A 15,998-nucleotide genomic window follows, 5' to 3' on the forward strand; every position below is an offset into this window, starting at 1 on the left:
GAGCGCTGCTTGTCGACCTGGGCGAGCAGCCGGGTGCGGATGCGTTCGGCCTCGCGCGCATCCGTCGTGGACTCGCTGAGCTGGACGGTCTTGCCGGTCAACGGGTCGGTCCCGGCGTGCACGATCACCTGATACGAGCCGCCGCGCTTGCGGATGCAGCCGCGCGGGCGGCGCTGCCTGGTCGCCATGCCCGCATCGGAGACATTGGCACCGACGTTGACAGCCGCTTCGAGATCTTGGCCTGCTGGCGACGCAGGCCGCTGACCTGCGGTTTTGAGAGCCGACGCCCGGACTCGAACCGGGAACCGCTCGATTACAAGTCGAGTGCGCTACCAATTGCGCCACGCCGGCAGGCCCGGGCCAGCGTACTTGGCTCGGGGCCGGGTCCGTGGTCGCGCGGTCAGCCGGCCGACGAGATGTAGTTGACCAAGGCCTCGCGCTCGGACTCCAGTTCGTCCATGCGGTGCTTGACGACGTCGCCGATCGAGACCAGGCCGGCCAGGCGTCCGTTCTCCAGGATCGGGAGGTGCCGGCAGCGCCGATCGGTCATCAGGCGCATCACTTCGTCGAGCGTCGTGTCCGGGGCAGCGGTGATGACGTCGGTGGACGCGATCGCGGAGACCGGCGTGCCGAGCAGTTCGGCACCGCGGCGAGCCAGGCCGGTGGCGATGTCGCGCTCGGACACCATGCCGGCAATCGTGGCGCTGTCCACGGAAAGCACGCAGGCGCCGATACGGCGTTCGACCAGGATGTCGAGGAAATCGCGGACCGGCGTGTCCGGGTGCACGGTGAACACGTCGGTTCCCTTGCTGCGCAGCACGTCCGAAACTCGCACGCTTCCTCCTCGGGTGGGCCTCCCGATGACGGCACGCAGCAGAGTAGGCGCTGACGTGTCCGATTGGAATATCCAGGCACGGCGCCCGGAAACATCCGGCGCCACGTCAGGTCCGTTCAGGGGCCCGATCAGTGCGTGGCGCGCTGCCGGGACACCTCGTAGAGCGCGACACCCGCGGCCACACCGGCGTTCAACGACTCGGTCGGACCCGCCAGCGGGATCCGCACGCGGACGTCGGCGGTCTCGCCGACCAGTCGCGAGACGCCCTTGCCCTCGGAGCCGACGACCAGGCACAGCGGTTCGGTGGCGGCGACCAGGTCGCCGATGTCCACGGTGCCATCGCCGTCGAGCACGACGACCAGCAATCCGGCCTTGCGATAGGCCTGCAGTGCCCTGGTCAGATTGTTTGCCCGGGCCACAGGCAGCCGGCCACCCGCACCTGCGGCCGCCTTCCAGGCTCCCGCGCTCATGCCGGCGGCCCGGCGTTCCGGGACCAGCACGCCGTGGCCGCCGAACGCCTCGGCCGAGCGCAGGATCGCGCCGAGGTTGCGCGGGTCGGTGACGCCGTCCAACGCGACGATCAACGCGGGCTGCCGCAACCGGTCGGCGCGCTCGAGCAGATCGTCCGGGTGGGCGTACTCGTACGGTGGGACGGCCAGTGCCAGGCCCTGGTGCAGGGCGCGGCCGCTGATCCGGTCGAGTTCGGCGCGCGGTGCCTCGAGCATCGGGATGCCCGCCGCGGCGGCGTGCTGCAGGACTGCGCGCACCCGGTCGTCGGACGGGATCTTCTCCAACACGTACAGCGCGGTCACCGGGATGCCCGCCTGCAACGCCTCCAGCACGGAGTTGCGGCCCACGACGATCTCGGTCTGCTGCTTGTCCGGCCGCGCGGCACCACGGGCGCGCGGGCCGCCGTCGCGACCGCGTCGGGCTCCGGTCGCCTCACGCTTGGCGTCGGCGGCCGCACGTCGAGCTGCCGGGTGGCCGGTGCGCTCGGACGCCTTCGGGGTCGGGCCCCGGCCGGTCAGTGTGCGCGCCTTCTGGCCGCCGGAACCGACGACCGCACCCTTCTTGCTGCCGTCCTTGCGGGTTGCGCCCTGCCGCCGGGAGTTGCCCGCCATCAGTTCTCCCCCGGCGCAGCGATGGTCCACCGTGACCCGGCGGCTGTGTCCTCGACCAGGATCCCGGCCGCCCGCAGGCCGTCGCGGATGCCGTCGGCCGCCGCGAAGTCCTTACGGCCCCGGGCAGCCTGACGCTCCGTCAGAACCACTTGCACCAAGCGATCCACCACCTGCGTCAGGTCCGCCGAACCGGACTGCAGCCAAGGCGGCAGGCCCGGGTCGAGCCCCAGCACGCCGAGCATCGCGCGTACCTGCCCGGCCGTCGCGACAACGGTGTCCTTGTCGCCGGCGGCCAACGCCGAGTTGCCCTCGCGGACCGCGTTGTGCACCGCGGCGAACGCGGCCGGCGTGCCCAGGTCGTCGTTCATCGCGGCGGCGAAGGCGTCGCCGACCTCGGTCGCCTCGACCGGACCGACCAGGTCGGTTGAGTTGCGCAGGAACGTCTCGATGCGGGCGAACGCCGACCCGGCCTCGGTCAGCGCGTCGTCGGAGTACTCGACCATCGATCGGTAGTGCGGCGCGGATAGGAAGTACCGCAACTCGATCGGCCGCACCCGCTTCACCATCTCGGAGACCAACAGCGAGTTGCCCAGCGACTTGCTCATCTTCTCCCCGGAGGTGGTCACCCAGCCGTTGTGCATCCAGTAGGCCGCGAAGTCGTCGCCGGCGGCCTTGGACTGGGCGATCTCGTTCTCGTGGTGCGGGAACACCAGGTCCAGGCCGCCGCCGTGGATGTCGAACCGGGGGCCGAGGTACTTGCCGGCCATCGCCGAGCATTCGAGGTGCCAGCCCGGACGGCCGCTGCCCCACGGGGTGTCCCAGGCCGGTTCGCCGGGCTTGGCCGACTTCCACAGCGCGAAGTCGCGCGGGTCGCGCTTGTGGGTCTCTACGTCGGTGTCGGCGGCCGGCTGCATCGCGTCCGGCTTCTGCCCGGACAGGGCGCCGTAGTCGCGGAACGAGCCGACCGAGAAATACACGTCGCCGCCGGCGGCGTAGGCCGCGCCGACCGCGATCAGACGGTGCATCAGATCGATCATCTCGGGCACGTGCCCGGTGGCCCGCGGCTCGACGGTCGGCGGCAGGCAGCCGAGGGTGTCGTAGGCCCAGGTGAACGCCCGCTCGTTACGGGCGGCGACGACCCAGTAGGGCACGCCCTCCTCGTCGCCGCGGCGCAGGATCTTGTCGTCGATGTCGGTGACGTTGCGGACCAACGTGACCGCCTGCCCGGTGTGCTCCAGCCACCGCCGCAGGACGTCGAAGTTGACCCCGGACCGGATGTGCCCGATGTGCGGCGGCGCCTGCACGGTGGCCCCGCACAGGTAGATCGAGACCTTGCCGGGCTGCGCGGGCACGAACTCGCGCACCGAGCGCGCGGCGGTGTCGTAGAGGCGGAGCATCACCGCCCAAGCCTAGCGGCGCGCCGGTGATGCCCCGGCCGCCCGAGGATCAGGCGGTCAGTGCGGCAGCCGAGGTCAGGCAGGCCGCATCGTAGCGGGCCAGGACCAGCTCGGCCAGCGCCGGCTGGACGCCGATCGGACCGGCCACGAAGTCGGCGCCGGCCTCGGCGACCTCGGCGGCGAACCGGCCGGGCCACAACAGATAGCTGGCGATGCTGATCGAGGTGTGCCCGGCAGCTCGCAGGCGCACGACAGTCTCGGCGACCCCGGGCCGGGCGCTGGTGTTGTACGCGGGGACCACCGGGCGGCGCAGCCGTGCAGCGAGCCGGCCGGCCATGGTCTCGACGTCGGCCTGCGCGCGGGGGTCGGACGACCCGGCCGCGGCGAGCACCACGGGTCCCTCGGGCTTCGACCCCGCCTCAGCGACGGCGAGTCGGTCGACCAGTGCGTCGATCAGCAGGTCGGACGGGCCCAGCGCCGGGGCACACGGCAGCCCGTCGCGGTGCGCCGCCGCGACCCCGGCCACGTCGTGCGCGATGTGATAGCCGTTGCCGAGCAGCAGCGGGACCACCACCGCGCGCCCGGCGAGCGAGCGCAGCACGTCCGGCACGGAGGGCTCGGCGAGCTCTATGTAGGCCTCGCGGACGTTCAGGCCCGGCCGGGCCGCGCGGACGGCGTCCAGCAGCCGTCGCACGTTCTCCTGCGGCTCGGGGCTCCGACTGCCGTGCGCGACCGCGATGAGGGTCGCAGCGCTCACGATTCGACCCGCAGCCGGTAGCCGCGCTTGACCACCGTCTGAACGTATTTTCCGTCGCCCAGGGCCGCGCGCAGCCGGGTGACCGCCATCTCCACGGCGTGCTCGCTGGCGGCGTCGCCGCTGGGCAGCCGGGGTACCAGTTGGGCCCGGGAGATCACCCGACCGGGCTGCTCGGCCAGCGCGCGCAGAACCGCCATCGGGGCAGGGGGCAGCTCGATGACCCGCTGATCCACCAGCACCGCATGCCCCCGAAGTTCCAACTTGCGTCCGTCGACCACCAACCCGGACGGCCTGCGACCGGGCAACTCCTCGGCGACCACGCGCACCAGCGCACCCAGCCGAGGACGTTCTGGTTGCAGCGTACGTACTCCGAGGGCTTCGAGGGGCTCGGCGGTGACGTGGCCCACGCAGGCCGCCACCACGTCGCCACGGAAGGCCGCGACCACCGCATCGCGTCGGCCGGTGGCGGCGGCCACTTCGAGCAACGAGGCGACGGCGGGCTTGCTGGTGAACAGGACCGCGTCGACGTTGCGGGCGGCGATCGTCTCGACCAGGCGGACCAGCGGCGCAATGTCGTCCGGCGGCGCCCAGCGGTAGACGGGAATCGTCAACACGTCAGCACCGGCCGCGCGCAGGCCGTCAACGAGCTCCGGCTCCGGGTCGCCGTGCAGCTGCACGGCGATGCGCACGCCGGCGATCGCGTCTGCCCGTAGGTGGTCAAGCACCTCGCGCAGCGACTCCGAGACCGGCGCCCAGGACTCCCGCAGCCCGTTGGCACGGATCGCGCCCATCGCCTTGGGCCCACGGGCCAAGATCTGAGCCTTCGTCAGAACAGCTCGCAGGTCGTCGCCCAGGCCCCACCCGTCGGCCGCTTCCATCCAGCCGCGGAACCCGACGCCGGTCGTACCCACCACGATCGACGGCGGATCGGCCAAGCACGCCTGCGTGGCCGCGAGCAGCTCCCGATCGTCCGTCAACGGGCGCACCGAGACGGCCGGCGCGGAGATCACCCGGGCGCCGCGACGCTCGAGCAGACCGCAGAGCTCCTCGCGTCGCCGGCATGCCGTGACAGCGACGGTGAATCCGGTCAACGGCGCACCCATCGACGGGTCCGCCAGGACCGAGTCGACCATGTGCTCGACGCTATCGACCGCCATCGATGCCCCTGACCTGAACGATCCCACCCACGATCCGCACCTCGTACGGCTCCAGCCGTTTCGACTGGTCGTCGAGGCAGTACCCGGTCCGCAGGTCGTACACCTCCTTGTACAACGGCGAGGCGACCGTCGGAATTTCGCCGCGGGACCCGACGATCCCGCGGGCGATCACCGACGAACCGGTGCGCGGGTCGATGTTGGACACCGCGAACAGCTCCCCGTCGTGCGTGCGGAACACCGCAACCGCGTGGGCGCCGACCAGCGCCGGAACGCCGACCTCTGTCTCCAGCTCGGCCTCGGCGATCACGTCGACCCAGCCGGTGCCCAGCTCCAGGACCTCCAACGACTCGGCCAACTCGTTCACGAGCGCACCGGCATACCGGCGTCACCGGTCGTGCGCACAGCCAAGGTCGGCCCGGCGATCACGTGCAGCTCGCCCTGCTCGCCGGTGCGCGCCGGGCGGATCTGGTCGCGCTCCGGGACGAAGGTGATAGCGGGGTCCGGCACGTCCGGGGCGTTCACGAATGACACGAATCGCTTCAGCTTCTCCGGGTCGGCGATCGTGGCCGCCCACTCGTCGGCGTAGGTCGCGACATGGCGGGCCATGTCGGCCTCGAGGTCCGCGCAGATGCCCAACGAGTCGTGGACGAGGACCTGCTTGAGGTAGTCGATGCCCCCGTCGAGGTTCTCCAACCACGGTGCCGTGCGCTGCAGGCGGTCGGCGGTGCGGATGTAGAACATCAGGAACCGGTCGATCAACCGGATCAGCATCCGGTCGTCGAGGTCCCGCGCCAACTCGACGGCGTGCTTGGGCACCATGCCGCCGTTGCCGCAGACGTAGAGGTTCCAGCCCTTCTCGGTCGCGATGATCCCGAAGTCCTTGCTCCGCGCCTCGGCGCACTCGCGCGCGCACCCGGAGACCGCGGACTTCATCTTGTGCGGCGCCCGCAGCCCTCGGTAGCGCAACTCCAGGGCCACGGCCATGCCCACCGAGTCCTGGACGCCGAACCGGCACCATGTGCTGCCGACGCAGGACTTGATCGTGCGCAACGCCTTGCCGTAGGCGTGGCCGGACTCGAAGCCGGCGGCGACCAGGCGCTGCCAGATCAGCGGCAGTTGCTCGGCGCGGGCGCCGAACAGGTCGATGCGCTGCCCGCCGGTGATCTTCGTGTAGAGGCCGAACTCCTTGGCCACCTGGCCGATGGCGATCAGGCCCTCCGGAGTCACCTCACCGCCGGGAATCCGTGGCACCACCGAGTAGGTGCCATTGCGTTGCATGTTCGCCAACAGGTGGTCGTTGGTGTCCTGCAGCGGCGCGTGCTTGCGGTCCAGGACGTACTCGTTGGTCTGACTGGCGAAGATCGACCCCAAAGCGGGCTTGCAGATGTCGCAGCCGCGCCCGCCGGTGCCGTGCGAGGCGAGCACCTCACCGAAGGACTTCGCCCCGGTGACCCGGACGATGTCGAACAGTTCGGCGCGGCTGTAGGCGAAGTGCTCGCAGATGGCCTTGCTGAGCGTGACGCCCTGCTTCTCCAACTCGTGGTTGAGCAGCGCTTTCACCAGCGGCAGACAGGATCCGCAACCGGTGCTGGCCTTGGTGCAGCCCTTGATCGCCCCGATCGAGTCGGCGCCGGCGCAGATCGCCTTGACGATCGCACCCTTGTCGACGTTCTCGCAGGAGCAGATCGTCGCCTCGTCCGGCAGCGCGACCGGGCCGATCCCGGCGGGAGCGCCGGAGCGCGACGGGAGGATCAGCTCCTCCGGATTCGGCGGCAGGGTGACCGAGGAGGCGACCATCGGCCGCAGCGTCATGTACAGCGACGCGTCGCCGACCAGCACGCCACCGAGCAGCTTGGAGCCGTCGTCGGAGACGACGATCTTCTTGTAGGTACGGGAAACCGAGTCCGCGTAGGTCAGTTCCAGCGAGCCGGGGGTGTCCCCGAACGCGTCGCCGAAGCTGGCGACGTCGACGCCGAGCAGCTTGAGTTTGGTCGACATGTCCGCGCCGGTGAACGAGCCCGCACCGCCGCCCAACCGGTTCGCGACGATCTCGGCCATCGCGTAGCCGGGGGCGACCAGACCGTAGGTTCGACCCAACGCGCAAGCCACCTCGCCGATCGCGTAAACAGCCGGGTCGGAGGTCAGGCAGGTCTCGTCGACGACGACGCCACCGCGCTCGCCGATCGCGAGACCGCACTCGCGCGCCAGTTCGTCGCGCGGCCGGATGCCGGCCGAGAACACCAGCACGCCGATGTCCAACGGCTCGGCGTCGGCCAGGCGCAGTTGGGCGACCCGGCCGCGGTCGTCGGCGACGATCGACTCGGTGCGCGCGCCGAGGTGGATCTGCACCCCGAGGGCCTCGATGTGCCGCGCCAGCATCTCGCCGCCGCCGGGGTCGACCTGCAGCGGCATCAGCCGCGGCGCCATCTCCACGACGTGGGTCGTCAGTCCCAGGTTCAGCAGGGCGTTGGCGGCCTCCAGGCCGAGCAGACCACCACCGATGACCGCGCCGGTGGTGGCGTCGGCTGCGGCGGACTTGATCGCCTCGAGGTCCTCGATCGTGCGGTAGACGAAGCAGTTCGTGGCCTCGTGGCCCGGCACCGGCGGCACGAATGGGTAGGACCCGGTGGCCAGAACCAGCGCGTCGTAGTGGAACGAGCGGCCGTCGGCCAGGTGCACGAGGCGCGCGTCGCGGTCGATGCGGACGACCTTGGCGGACAGTTCCAGTCGTACCGCCGAGTCCTCGTAGTGCCCGTCCGGCAGCAGCGAGAGGTCCTCAGCCGTGGAGCCCGCGAAGTAGTAGGACAGCCCGACGCGGTCGTAGGCCGGCCGCGGCTCCTCGCCCAGCACGGTGATTTCCCAGCCGTCGGTCAGCCCGTGCTCGACGGCGGCGGTCACGAACTTGTGACCCACCATGCCGTGTCCCACGACGACTAACGAGCGGCGGTGCGACATCAGTTGGCTCCTCCAGCTTCCGGGTCGGTCCTTGCCCCGACTGTTGCGAAGCTACGGGAGCGGTGTTTCGCGACCGTTACTGAGCAGTTTCACCCCGAGCGGGTCGGAAAACCGCGATCTCACAAGGGACTTGCAGCCACGTGCGCCTCGATCAGGGCGTCCACCACGAACTCGTCGGAACCCCTTTCCACCTGCGCATTCCGTGTGCTGAGAACCTCCGCCAGGAGCAGTTCCACGGCCCCGGCACACCCCCCGCACCCCGTGGTTGCGCGGGTGCGCCGGGCCACATCGGCGGCCGAGTCAGCACCCGCGTGCGCACTCGACCGGATTACGGCAGCGTTAATCCCGTTGCACTGGCAGACGATCGCGTCGTCAGGCAGCCGCAACGGGCCGGCGCCGGGCCGGATGTCGCCGAGCAGCGACTCGAGGTCGGGCGGGACCTCGATGTCCTGGTCGTAGAACTGCAGCAGCAGACCGACACCGTCCAACGAGCCGATCAGCACACCGCCGACCAGATGCTTGTCGCGGACGATCAACCGGCGGTACATGCCCCGCAAAGGGTTGACGTACTCCACCACCTCGTCGCCGGAAGTCCTTGTCTGGACGCCGAAAGCGGCGACGTCGAGATCCAGAGCCCGCAGTCGGGTGACCTGACGCGAACCGGTGTAGGCAGCTTCCGGGTCGTCGAGCAACACCTGGGCCAGCACCGCCGCCTGTTCCCAGGCCACGCCGACCGCACCGGGCGCCCGGCCGCGGTGTTCGGCGCAATCGCCTATCGCGTAGAGGTTCTCGTGCCCGAGCACGGCCAGTCTGTCGTCGACCAGGATGCCGTCGCCGATCCGCAGACCAGCCGCTCGGCCCAGCGAGACCCGCGGCCGGACCCCGCAAGCCAGGACCACCAGATCGGCCTGCAGGCGGAAGGAGTCGTCCAGCCGCACCGACTGGACGACGCCGTCGACGCAGTCCACGGCGACCGCGCGAACGGAGGTGTGCACACCGATCCCGATGCGGGTGACTGCGCGACGCAGCACTGCCGCGGGCTCGGCATCCAACTGACGGGACATCAGATGCTCGCCCATCTCGACGATGTCGACAAGCATCCCGCGTTCGGCCAACCCCCGAGCGGCCTCGACGCCGAGCAGCCCGCCGCCGACCACGACCGCGCCGCGGCCCGGTGCGGCAGCCTCGAGCAGGCGTGCGCAGTCGTCGAGGGTGCGGAAGGCCACGACCTGCGGGTGCAGATTGCGGTCCCGGGTCAACGCGCCCCGGATCGGCGGCAGCACCGGCGCGCTGCCGGTGGCCAGCACCAGTCGGTCGTAGCCGATCGGGGACTCGTCGTCGAGCAGCACCTGGTTGTTCTCCAGGTCGAGCTCGATCACCCGGCGGCTGTCCAGGATGTTCACGGCCAGCCCCTGGTACCACTCCCGGGACCGCAGGGCGATCGCCTCGGGCGCCGCGGTGCCGGCCACGACCGCGGAGAGCATCACCCGGTTGTAGCCCGGTTGCGGCTCGTCGCCGACGATCGTCAGCTCGTAGCGTCCGTCCGGGCCGAGCGCACCGGCCCGGGCCAGTTCCTCGACCAGCCGTACGGTGGCCATGCCGAAGCCGACGACAACGAGATGCTCGCGCATACCTGACGGGCCGTCAGCTTGCGGGTGGACCGTGCCCATCAGGAGGTCTCCTCAGGGAATCTCGGCAGCTCGCAGCACCAATGCAGTGGCAATCGCGGCAACCCCTTCACCGCGCCCGGTCAGGCCGAGTCCGTCGGTGGTGGTCGCGGCCAGCGTCACCGGCGCCCCGGCCGCGGCCGACAGTACAGCTTCGGCCTCATTCCTACGGGGCCCCAGTTTCGGCCGGTTACCTACCACTGTTACGGCGATGTTTCCGATTTCGAATCCCGCGGCGCGGACACGTGCGGCGGCCTCGGCGAGGAGCGTCGCGCCCGAGGCGCCGGCCCACTTCGGGTCGGCCGTACCGAACTGCGCACCCAGATCCGCGAGCCCGCACGCGGAGAACAACGCGTCGCAGGCGGCATGCGCGGCCGCGTCGCCGTCGGAGTGCCCGGCCAACGGCCGCTCCCCCGGCCACGTCAGCCCGGCCAGCGCCAACTCGCCCTCGGCGCCCTCGGCTGCGAACGCATGCACATCGACGCCGATGCCCGTCCGCGGCAAGGCGCCGGTCACGCCGCACCGCCCCCCAAACCCAGCACTTCTGCTGCCTGTCCCACGTATCCGAAGGCGCCAACAGGTGGGACAGGCAGCAGAAGTGCGGACGGGGAGGCGGGCGGTCGGGGGCTCATCGGACGCCCGCGGCGCGGCGGTGCGCGAGGACGGCCTCGGCAAGCATCAGGTCGATCGGGCGGGTCACCTTGAACGCCTCGGCGCTGCCCTCGACGACGCTCACCGGGACGCCGATCGCCTCGACCAGGCCGGCGTCGTCGGTCGCGGCGCCGCCGTCACCGGCGGCGTGGGCGTTGGCCAGCACCGCACGCCGGAAGCCCTGCGGGGTCTGCACGGCGCGCAGCGACGCCCGGTCCAGGGTCGACTCCACGACGCCCGCGGCGACCCGCTTGATCGTGTCGGCCACCGGCAGCACCGGGATCACCGCGTCGGCGCCGGCGCGGATCGCGGCGGCCACCGCGTCGACGAGTTCGACCGGCACCAACGGGCGTGCGGCGTCGTGGACCAGGACCACGTCGATGTCCTCGGCGAGGCTGGCCACCGCGCGGGCCACCGACGCCTGCCGGGTCGCACCGCCGGCCACCACTTCGACCTCGGCGTCGATCTGCTGGTCGACCAGCAGGGCCCGGACCGCCTCGACCTCCTCGGCCGGTGCGGCCACGACGACCACGTCGACCGAACGGGCTCGGGCCAACGCACGGACCGCGTGCACCAGGATCGGCACACCCCCGAGTTCCCGCAGCGCCTTCGGGGCGCCGGGGCCCAGCCGCTCCCCACGGCCTGCGGCCGGGACGACAGCGGCAGTGCGCATGACCGGGTCCACCCTTCGCCGTTCCTTGCCTGGGGGTCGAGCGTAGGGCGCGGGGCGCCGCGGGCCGGTCAGGCCGGTCAGGCCGGTCGTTCCAGCGCGGCCCCGAGATAGATCGAGATCGCCTGCGCCCGGTTGGTGGCCCCGATCTTGCGCAGCACGTGCTTGACGTGGGACTTCACGGTCGCCTCGGCGATCACCAGGCGACGGGAGATGTCGCCGTTGCCTGCACCCGTCGACATCAGGGCCAGCACCTCGGCCTCGCGTGGCGTCAGCGTCACCCCGGCCAGGCCGGGCGGCGTCGACGGGCGCACGGGCATTCGCCGGGCCCGCGGCTCCTCACCGGCGAATCCCGGTTCGCGCCGGGCGAAGTCGGCCTGGCCGAACTCGTCGACGGCGGCCTCGGCGGCCCGGGCCAGCCGCAGCGCGGCGTCGCGTTGGGAGTGCAACCGCTCGATCAGCACCGCCCGCTCCAGGGCGTGGCCCAACCCCTTGCCGAACGCGGCCAGGCAGTCCCGGTCGAGCACGTCGACCTGGCGGCCGCTGAAACCGGTGTCGCCGTGCAGCGTCGCGACCACGATCCCGCCGGCCACGATCGGCACGCTGACGAAGCCCGCGGTGTCCAGCTCGCCCAACGTCGGGCCCCAGAACCGCGGGTCGTCGCGCGGTTCGGTGATCAACGCCGCCGCCCGCCGGCGGATCATCTCGACCTCGTAGCGCACCGCGGTCAGCTCGACCGGGTTGCGCCGGGCCAACTCGTGCACCTCGGCGGCACGTTCGGCATGGCCGACGAAGTAAGTCACCTCGGGAATGAGCCGGGACTCGTGCAGCCGGAAGATCATCACCCGGTCCAGGCCGCAGATCCGCGCGGCCTCCCGGGCGGCCCGGGCCAGCAGGTCGGCCACGTCGACCGGTTCGGGAGCAGCGGCCAGCAGGTCGGTGACGCCGGCCAACGCGGTCAGGCGCTCGCGCACCGTGCGGTCGAGGTGCTCCCGCCGCAGCGCCTCCAGCGCCGCGATCAGGTCGACCGTCTGCAGGCAGGAATCCGGGGTCGCGGAACCGACGGTCAGTCGCTCGCGCAGCGTGGTGCACGACTGTGCCAGGAAGCGGTCCAGGTGGGCCAACCCCTCGCTGCGCGGGCCCGCCCGCCAGACCGGCAGGTCGGCGTCGAGCAGGGCACGCAGCCGGCGTTCGACGTCGAGCGCGTAGCGGCGGCGCAGCGCCGGGTCGACCGCCCCGTCGCCCGCGCCGCCGGGGGCAAGTTCGATCGGCACGCCCGCTCCCGAATTCGGTGACGGGACCGACTCTAACCCTGAACTACTACCGAAGGGGCACTGTCTGGGGCCGAACATCCCCCCAGGGGGGTAGAAGGTCGCGCCCTGGGTGGGATGAGGTTCGGGCCTGAGCCTCCTACCGTGAAGCCTTCCGACGGCAACGACGCGTGGAGGCCCCCAATGGCGACGACCGAGCAGCCCGAACAAGTCGACGTGGTTGTGGTCGGGGGCCGCATCGGGGGCAGCGCGGTCGCGATCGCCCTGGCCCGTGCCGGCCGCCGCGTACTCGTCCTGGATAACGCGACCTTCCCCTCGGACACCGTCTCCACCCACGTCATGTTCGCCGGTGGACTGGCTGAACTGAAGCGCCTCGGGGCGCTGGACCGGGTGCTCGCTGCGGACGCGCCGAAGTGCCCGAACGTCGCGCTCATCGCCGAGGGCGTCCATGTACAGGGCACCTACACCCCGGTCGAAGGCATCGACTACGGCCTCAACACCCGCCGCCCGGAACTGGACATGGCGCTGGTGACCACCGCGCGTGCGGCCGGCGCCGAGGTTCGGGAGCGATGCAAGGTGACCGGCGTCGTGTGGCGGGGCAACCGGGCGTGCGGCCTCTACTACACCGACCCCGACGGCACGTCGGGCACCATCCTCGCCAAGTTGGTGGTCGGTGCGGACGGCCGCGACTCGGTGTTCGCCGAGTGGGTCGGCTCGCCCCGGTACAAGGCGTTGCCCAACGGCCGTGGGCTGGCCTTCCACTACATGACCGACTCCGCGGAAGGCTCCCAGCACTTCCCGCGCCGGGACGCCATCTGCCAGTGGCGGAACGGGGAGATCAGCAGTTTCGTGTTCCCGGTCAACAACAACGCCATCACCGCGCTGCTGATGCCGTCGGTCGAGATCGTCGACCGGTGTCGGCGCGACCCAGAGGAATGGGATCGAGTGGTCGCCGCGCAGCCGGAGATGGCCGCCCGGCTGAGCGGGACGGTCAAGGAAATCAAGATGCGCGGTGCCACCGACACCGAGGGCTACTTCCGCCTCTCCTCGGGTCCCGGGTGGGCGTTGGTCGGCGATGCGGGCAGTTTCAAGGACCCGGTCATCGCTCAGGGCATCCGCGACGGCCTGTGGTCCGGCCGCACTCTGGGCGAGACCGTCGCCGCGCACCTGGACGACCCGCGAGAATTGGACGAGGCGACCCGGCGATACGAGAGGCTGCGCGACAAGGAGGTGCTGGGCACGTACTACTGGGGCCATAAGCACTCCCGCGTCTCCTCGGTGAGCGCCGTGGAGATGGAGTTCTACCGGCAGGGCGAGCATGATCCGCAGATCGGGCGCGACCTGGCGGACACGTTCTCCCGTCAGATCAGCCCCTACAAACTGGTCAGCGTGCGGCGCGAGGTCGCCTGGACGGTGCGGGCGATGCGCCGGCCCGGCGCCGACCGGCGCGAGATCGCCAAGTTCGTTGCCGGTGAGCTCAAGCTCGATCTCGCTTACGTCCTCGACCGGGCGATGCTCAAGGCCGGCCGTCGCCCCAAGGGCACGGCGGTCAAGCGTTGGGTGCGCGACGGCTGGACCGAGCACATGGCGCTGGGCAACCACCGGCCGACGTCGAAGCCGTATCTGCCCGAGGAGGAGCGCGCAGCAGCTGCCGCGGCTCGTAAGGCGCGCAGCACCCGGGGCCGTCGCCCGGCCCCCGCCGCGGCCGCCGCGGCCGCGGCCGCACCCACCCAGACCGCAGTGCCGGCCTGAGGCCGGGGAAGGAAGGACATGAGCGAGCGGACTTTGAAGGTGGCGGTGGTCCAGCCCCGCCTGCGGGTGGGCGAGGTCGAGGACAACATGGTCCGCTGCGAGGGGCTGATCCGCTCCGCGCACCGGGAGCACAGCCCGCAGGTGATCCTGCTGCCCGAGGGATTCACGTCGCCGAACATGTACGGCAAGGCCATGAAGGGCGTGGCCCGGCCGGTCGACGGGGCGCCGTTCCAGATGCTGCGCAACCTGGCCCGGGAACTCGATTGCACGATCGGCGGCGGCTTCCAGGCCCGCCGCGGGGCGGACACCTACGGGACGTACATGCTCGTCGAGCCGGACGGCTCGGCGCACCTGCACGACAAGGACATCCCGTCGCTGTGGGAGAACGCCTACTACCGCGGCGGCGACGACGACGGCGTCTCGACCACTTCGTTCGGCACTGTCGGCATGGCCTGCGGCTTCGAGTGGGACCGCAGCCGCACCGCCCGCCGGGCCCGGGGCAAGGTCGTCGCGATGCTCGGCGGAAGCTGCTGGTGGTCGTTCCCGGACTGGTACCCGGTGCGCCGCTGGTTCTCGCGCGACCATCAGTACAACATCACCGTTGCGCGGGAGATGCCCGGCCGGATGGCCCGCGCGGTCGGCGCCCCGGTGGCGATCGCCCAGCACGTCGGGGACTACCGGTCGGCCTCGCCGCTGATGCCCGGCGTCCCCTACGACACGCTGGCCGTCGGGGAGAGCCAGGTCGTCGAGCGCGACGGCCGGGTCCTGACCCGGCTCACCTACGCCGACGGCGAGGCCCACACCGCCGCGGAGATCACACTGGCGCCGCCGGAGCCGCTGGACCCGATCCCGGCCGGGTTCTGGCTGGTGCCCCAGACCTTCGCGGTGCACGCGGTCTGGCACCTGTACAACAACGCGGGCCGGGCCGAGTACGCAATCAACAAGCGGCTGGGCAGGCACAAGTGGCAACAGGGTCCGGCGACCAACCTGCCGGACTACGTCCCGGCCGACCGGTCGGCGACCGACCGGACCCCGGCGTCGGTCTGAGCGGCGATATTCGACGGGTGCGAATCCGGATCGAGGGCACCGACCTGCCGGGGCGGCAGTCGGCTCCCGGTCCGGATGCTCCGGACGGGCACCCGTCGGCACACGTCGGCGTGCAACGCCGGGACCGCCCGACCGAACTGCTCGGGCTGACCCGCGGCGATGTGCGCAGCGCCGGCTGGACGCGCGAGGCGACCGCGGTCGAGGGCACAGCGGACCTCACGGGCCCGTACCTGTCCGGGCCGCCCGGGGCGGCGCCACGTCTACCTGTCCCGGGTAGACGTGGACCCAGCCGGGCGGCCCACGATGTTCCGCCGCGCCAAGCTCATGCGGGACGGCGTGCCCGCGCCCGTGCTCGCCGACACGATCCGGCTCGGCACTCTCGTCGGGCGCCTGCGGCTGAGCCAGGGCCCGGCCGACCCGGTGTGCGCCGCCGCCCGCCCGCCGCGGATCGCGTGGAGCGCCGAGCAGGCGGACCCCCGCGACGTTCAGCCTTGACGCAGGCGAGCCTCAGCGAGCTCTGCGAATAGGGGGCGCGGGGTGGCGAAGCCCCCCGCAGCGGCGCGAAGCGACGCAACAAATCCGAAGATCCGCCGGCGAAGGCGCTTGGCGCCGAGCAGGCGGATCCCCGCGACGTTCAGCCTTGACGCAGGCGAGCCTCAGCGAGCTCTGCGAATAGGGGGCGCGGGGTGGCGAAGCCCCCCGCAGCGGCGCGAAGCGA

The 15,998-nt window shown here is 71.6% G+C and carries 15 protein-coding genes and 1 tRNA gene; 3 read left to right on the forward strand and 13 right to left on the reverse strand.

What is annotated here, in order from left to right; all coding sequences use genetic code 11:
- The 13 genes from VHU88_19555 to VHU88_19615 all read right to left on the reverse strand — a co-directional run.
- Window positions 1–188: hypothetical protein (locus tag VHU88_19555; protein ID HEX3613894.1), on the reverse strand; the 188-nt coding region annotated here is incomplete at its 3' end.
- A 90-nt stretch (window positions 189–278) separates the two neighbouring features.
- Window positions 279–351, reverse strand: a tRNA-Thr gene (locus tag VHU88_19560).
- A gap of 49 nt (window positions 352–400) precedes the next feature.
- Window positions 401–835, reverse strand: a complete 435-nt coding sequence (locus tag VHU88_19565; GenBank protein ID HEX3613895.1) for a CBS domain-containing protein — start codon at window positions 833–835, stop codon at window positions 401–403.
- 128 nt (window positions 836–963) lie between these two features.
- Window positions 964–1,956 (reverse strand): 23S rRNA (guanosine(2251)-2'-O)-methyltransferase RlmB, encoded by a 993-nt coding sequence (rlmB, locus tag VHU88_19570; GenBank protein ID HEX3613896.1) that lies wholly within the window; start codon window positions 1,954–1,956, stop codon window positions 964–966.
- Window positions 1,956–3,353, reverse strand: coding sequence for a cysteine--tRNA ligase (gene cysS, locus VHU88_19575; protein ID HEX3613897.1), 1,398 nt, complete (start codon window positions 3,351–3,353; stop codon window positions 1,956–1,958). Before cysS ends, rlmB begins: the two co-directional genes overlap by 1 nt.
- 49 nt (window positions 3,354–3,402) lie before the next feature.
- The gene (locus VHU88_19580) at window positions 3,403–4,110 is read right to left on the reverse strand and encodes a sirohydrochlorin chelatase (GenBank protein ID HEX3613898.1); all 708 of its coding nucleotides are present in this window, start codon (window positions 4,108–4,110) and stop codon (window positions 3,403–3,405) included.
- Window positions 4,107–5,267, reverse strand: a complete 1,161-nt coding sequence (locus tag VHU88_19585) for a uroporphyrinogen-III synthase (protein HEX3613899.1) — start codon at window positions 5,265–5,267, stop codon at window positions 4,107–4,109. The genes VHU88_19580 and VHU88_19585 overlap by 4 nt, the downstream gene beginning before the upstream one ends.
- On the reverse strand, window positions 5,254–5,631 hold the full coding sequence (nirD, locus tag VHU88_19590) for a nitrite reductase small subunit NirD (GenBank protein ID HEX3613900.1): 378 nt from the start codon (window positions 5,629–5,631) through the stop codon (window positions 5,254–5,256). The genes VHU88_19585 and nirD overlap by 14 nt, the downstream gene beginning before the upstream one ends.
- Window positions 5,628–8,222: a nitrite reductase large subunit NirB gene (nirB, locus tag VHU88_19595; protein HEX3613901.1), complete on the reverse strand. Its 2,595-nt coding sequence runs from the start codon at window positions 8,220–8,222 to the stop codon at window positions 5,628–5,630. The genes nirD and nirB overlap by 4 nt, the downstream gene beginning before the upstream one ends.
- A 119-nt stretch (window positions 8,223–8,341) precedes the next feature.
- Complete coding sequence (locus VHU88_19600; GenBank protein ID HEX3613902.1) at window positions 8,342–9,892, reverse strand: FAD-dependent oxidoreductase; 1,551 nt, start codon at window positions 9,890–9,892, stop codon at window positions 8,342–8,344.
- 12 nt (window positions 9,893–9,904) lie between these two features.
- Window positions 9,905–10,405: a 2-C-methyl-D-erythritol 2,4-cyclodiphosphate synthase gene (gene ispF / locus VHU88_19605; GenBank protein HEX3613903.1), complete on the reverse strand. Its 501-nt coding sequence runs from the start codon at window positions 10,403–10,405 to the stop codon at window positions 9,905–9,907.
- A gap of 112 nt (window positions 10,406–10,517) precedes the next feature.
- A complete protein-coding gene (ispD, locus tag VHU88_19610; protein ID HEX3613904.1) occupies window positions 10,518–11,213 on the reverse strand; it encodes a 2-C-methyl-D-erythritol 4-phosphate cytidylyltransferase in 696 nt (231 codons plus the stop codon).
- Between the two features lie 77 nt (window positions 11,214–11,290).
- Entirely contained in the window at window positions 11,291–12,484 is a 1,194-nt protein-coding gene (locus VHU88_19615; GenBank protein ID HEX3613905.1) for a LuxR C-terminal-related transcriptional regulator, read from the reverse strand.
- A 180-nt stretch (window positions 12,485–12,664) separates the two neighbouring features.
- Between VHU88_19615 and VHU88_19620 the strand changes: the two genes are divergently transcribed.
- The 3 genes from VHU88_19620 (at window position 12,665) to VHU88_19630 (ending at window position 15,775) form a co-directional block, all read left to right on the forward strand.
- Entirely contained in the window at window positions 12,665–14,233 is a 1,569-nt protein-coding gene (locus VHU88_19620) for an NAD(P)/FAD-dependent oxidoreductase (GenBank protein HEX3613906.1), read from the forward strand.
- A gap of 18 nt (window positions 14,234–14,251) precedes the next feature.
- The gene (locus VHU88_19625; protein ID HEX3613907.1) at window positions 14,252–15,280 is read left to right on the forward strand and encodes a carbon-nitrogen hydrolase family protein; all 1,029 of its coding nucleotides are present in this window, start codon (window positions 14,252–14,254) and stop codon (window positions 15,278–15,280) included.
- Between the two features lie 159 nt (window positions 15,281–15,439).
- The gene (locus VHU88_19630; protein HEX3613908.1) at window positions 15,440–15,775 is read left to right on the forward strand and encodes a DUF5990 family protein; all 336 of its coding nucleotides are present in this window, start codon (window positions 15,440–15,442) and stop codon (window positions 15,773–15,775) included.
- The last annotated feature ends 223 nt before the right edge of the window (window positions 15,776–15,998 follow it).

The sequence above is a fragment of the Sporichthyaceae bacterium genome (assembly GCA_036269075.1).
In the GTDB taxonomy this organism is placed as follows: domain Bacteria; phylum Actinomycetota; class Actinomycetes; order Sporichthyales; family Sporichthyaceae; genus DASQPJ01.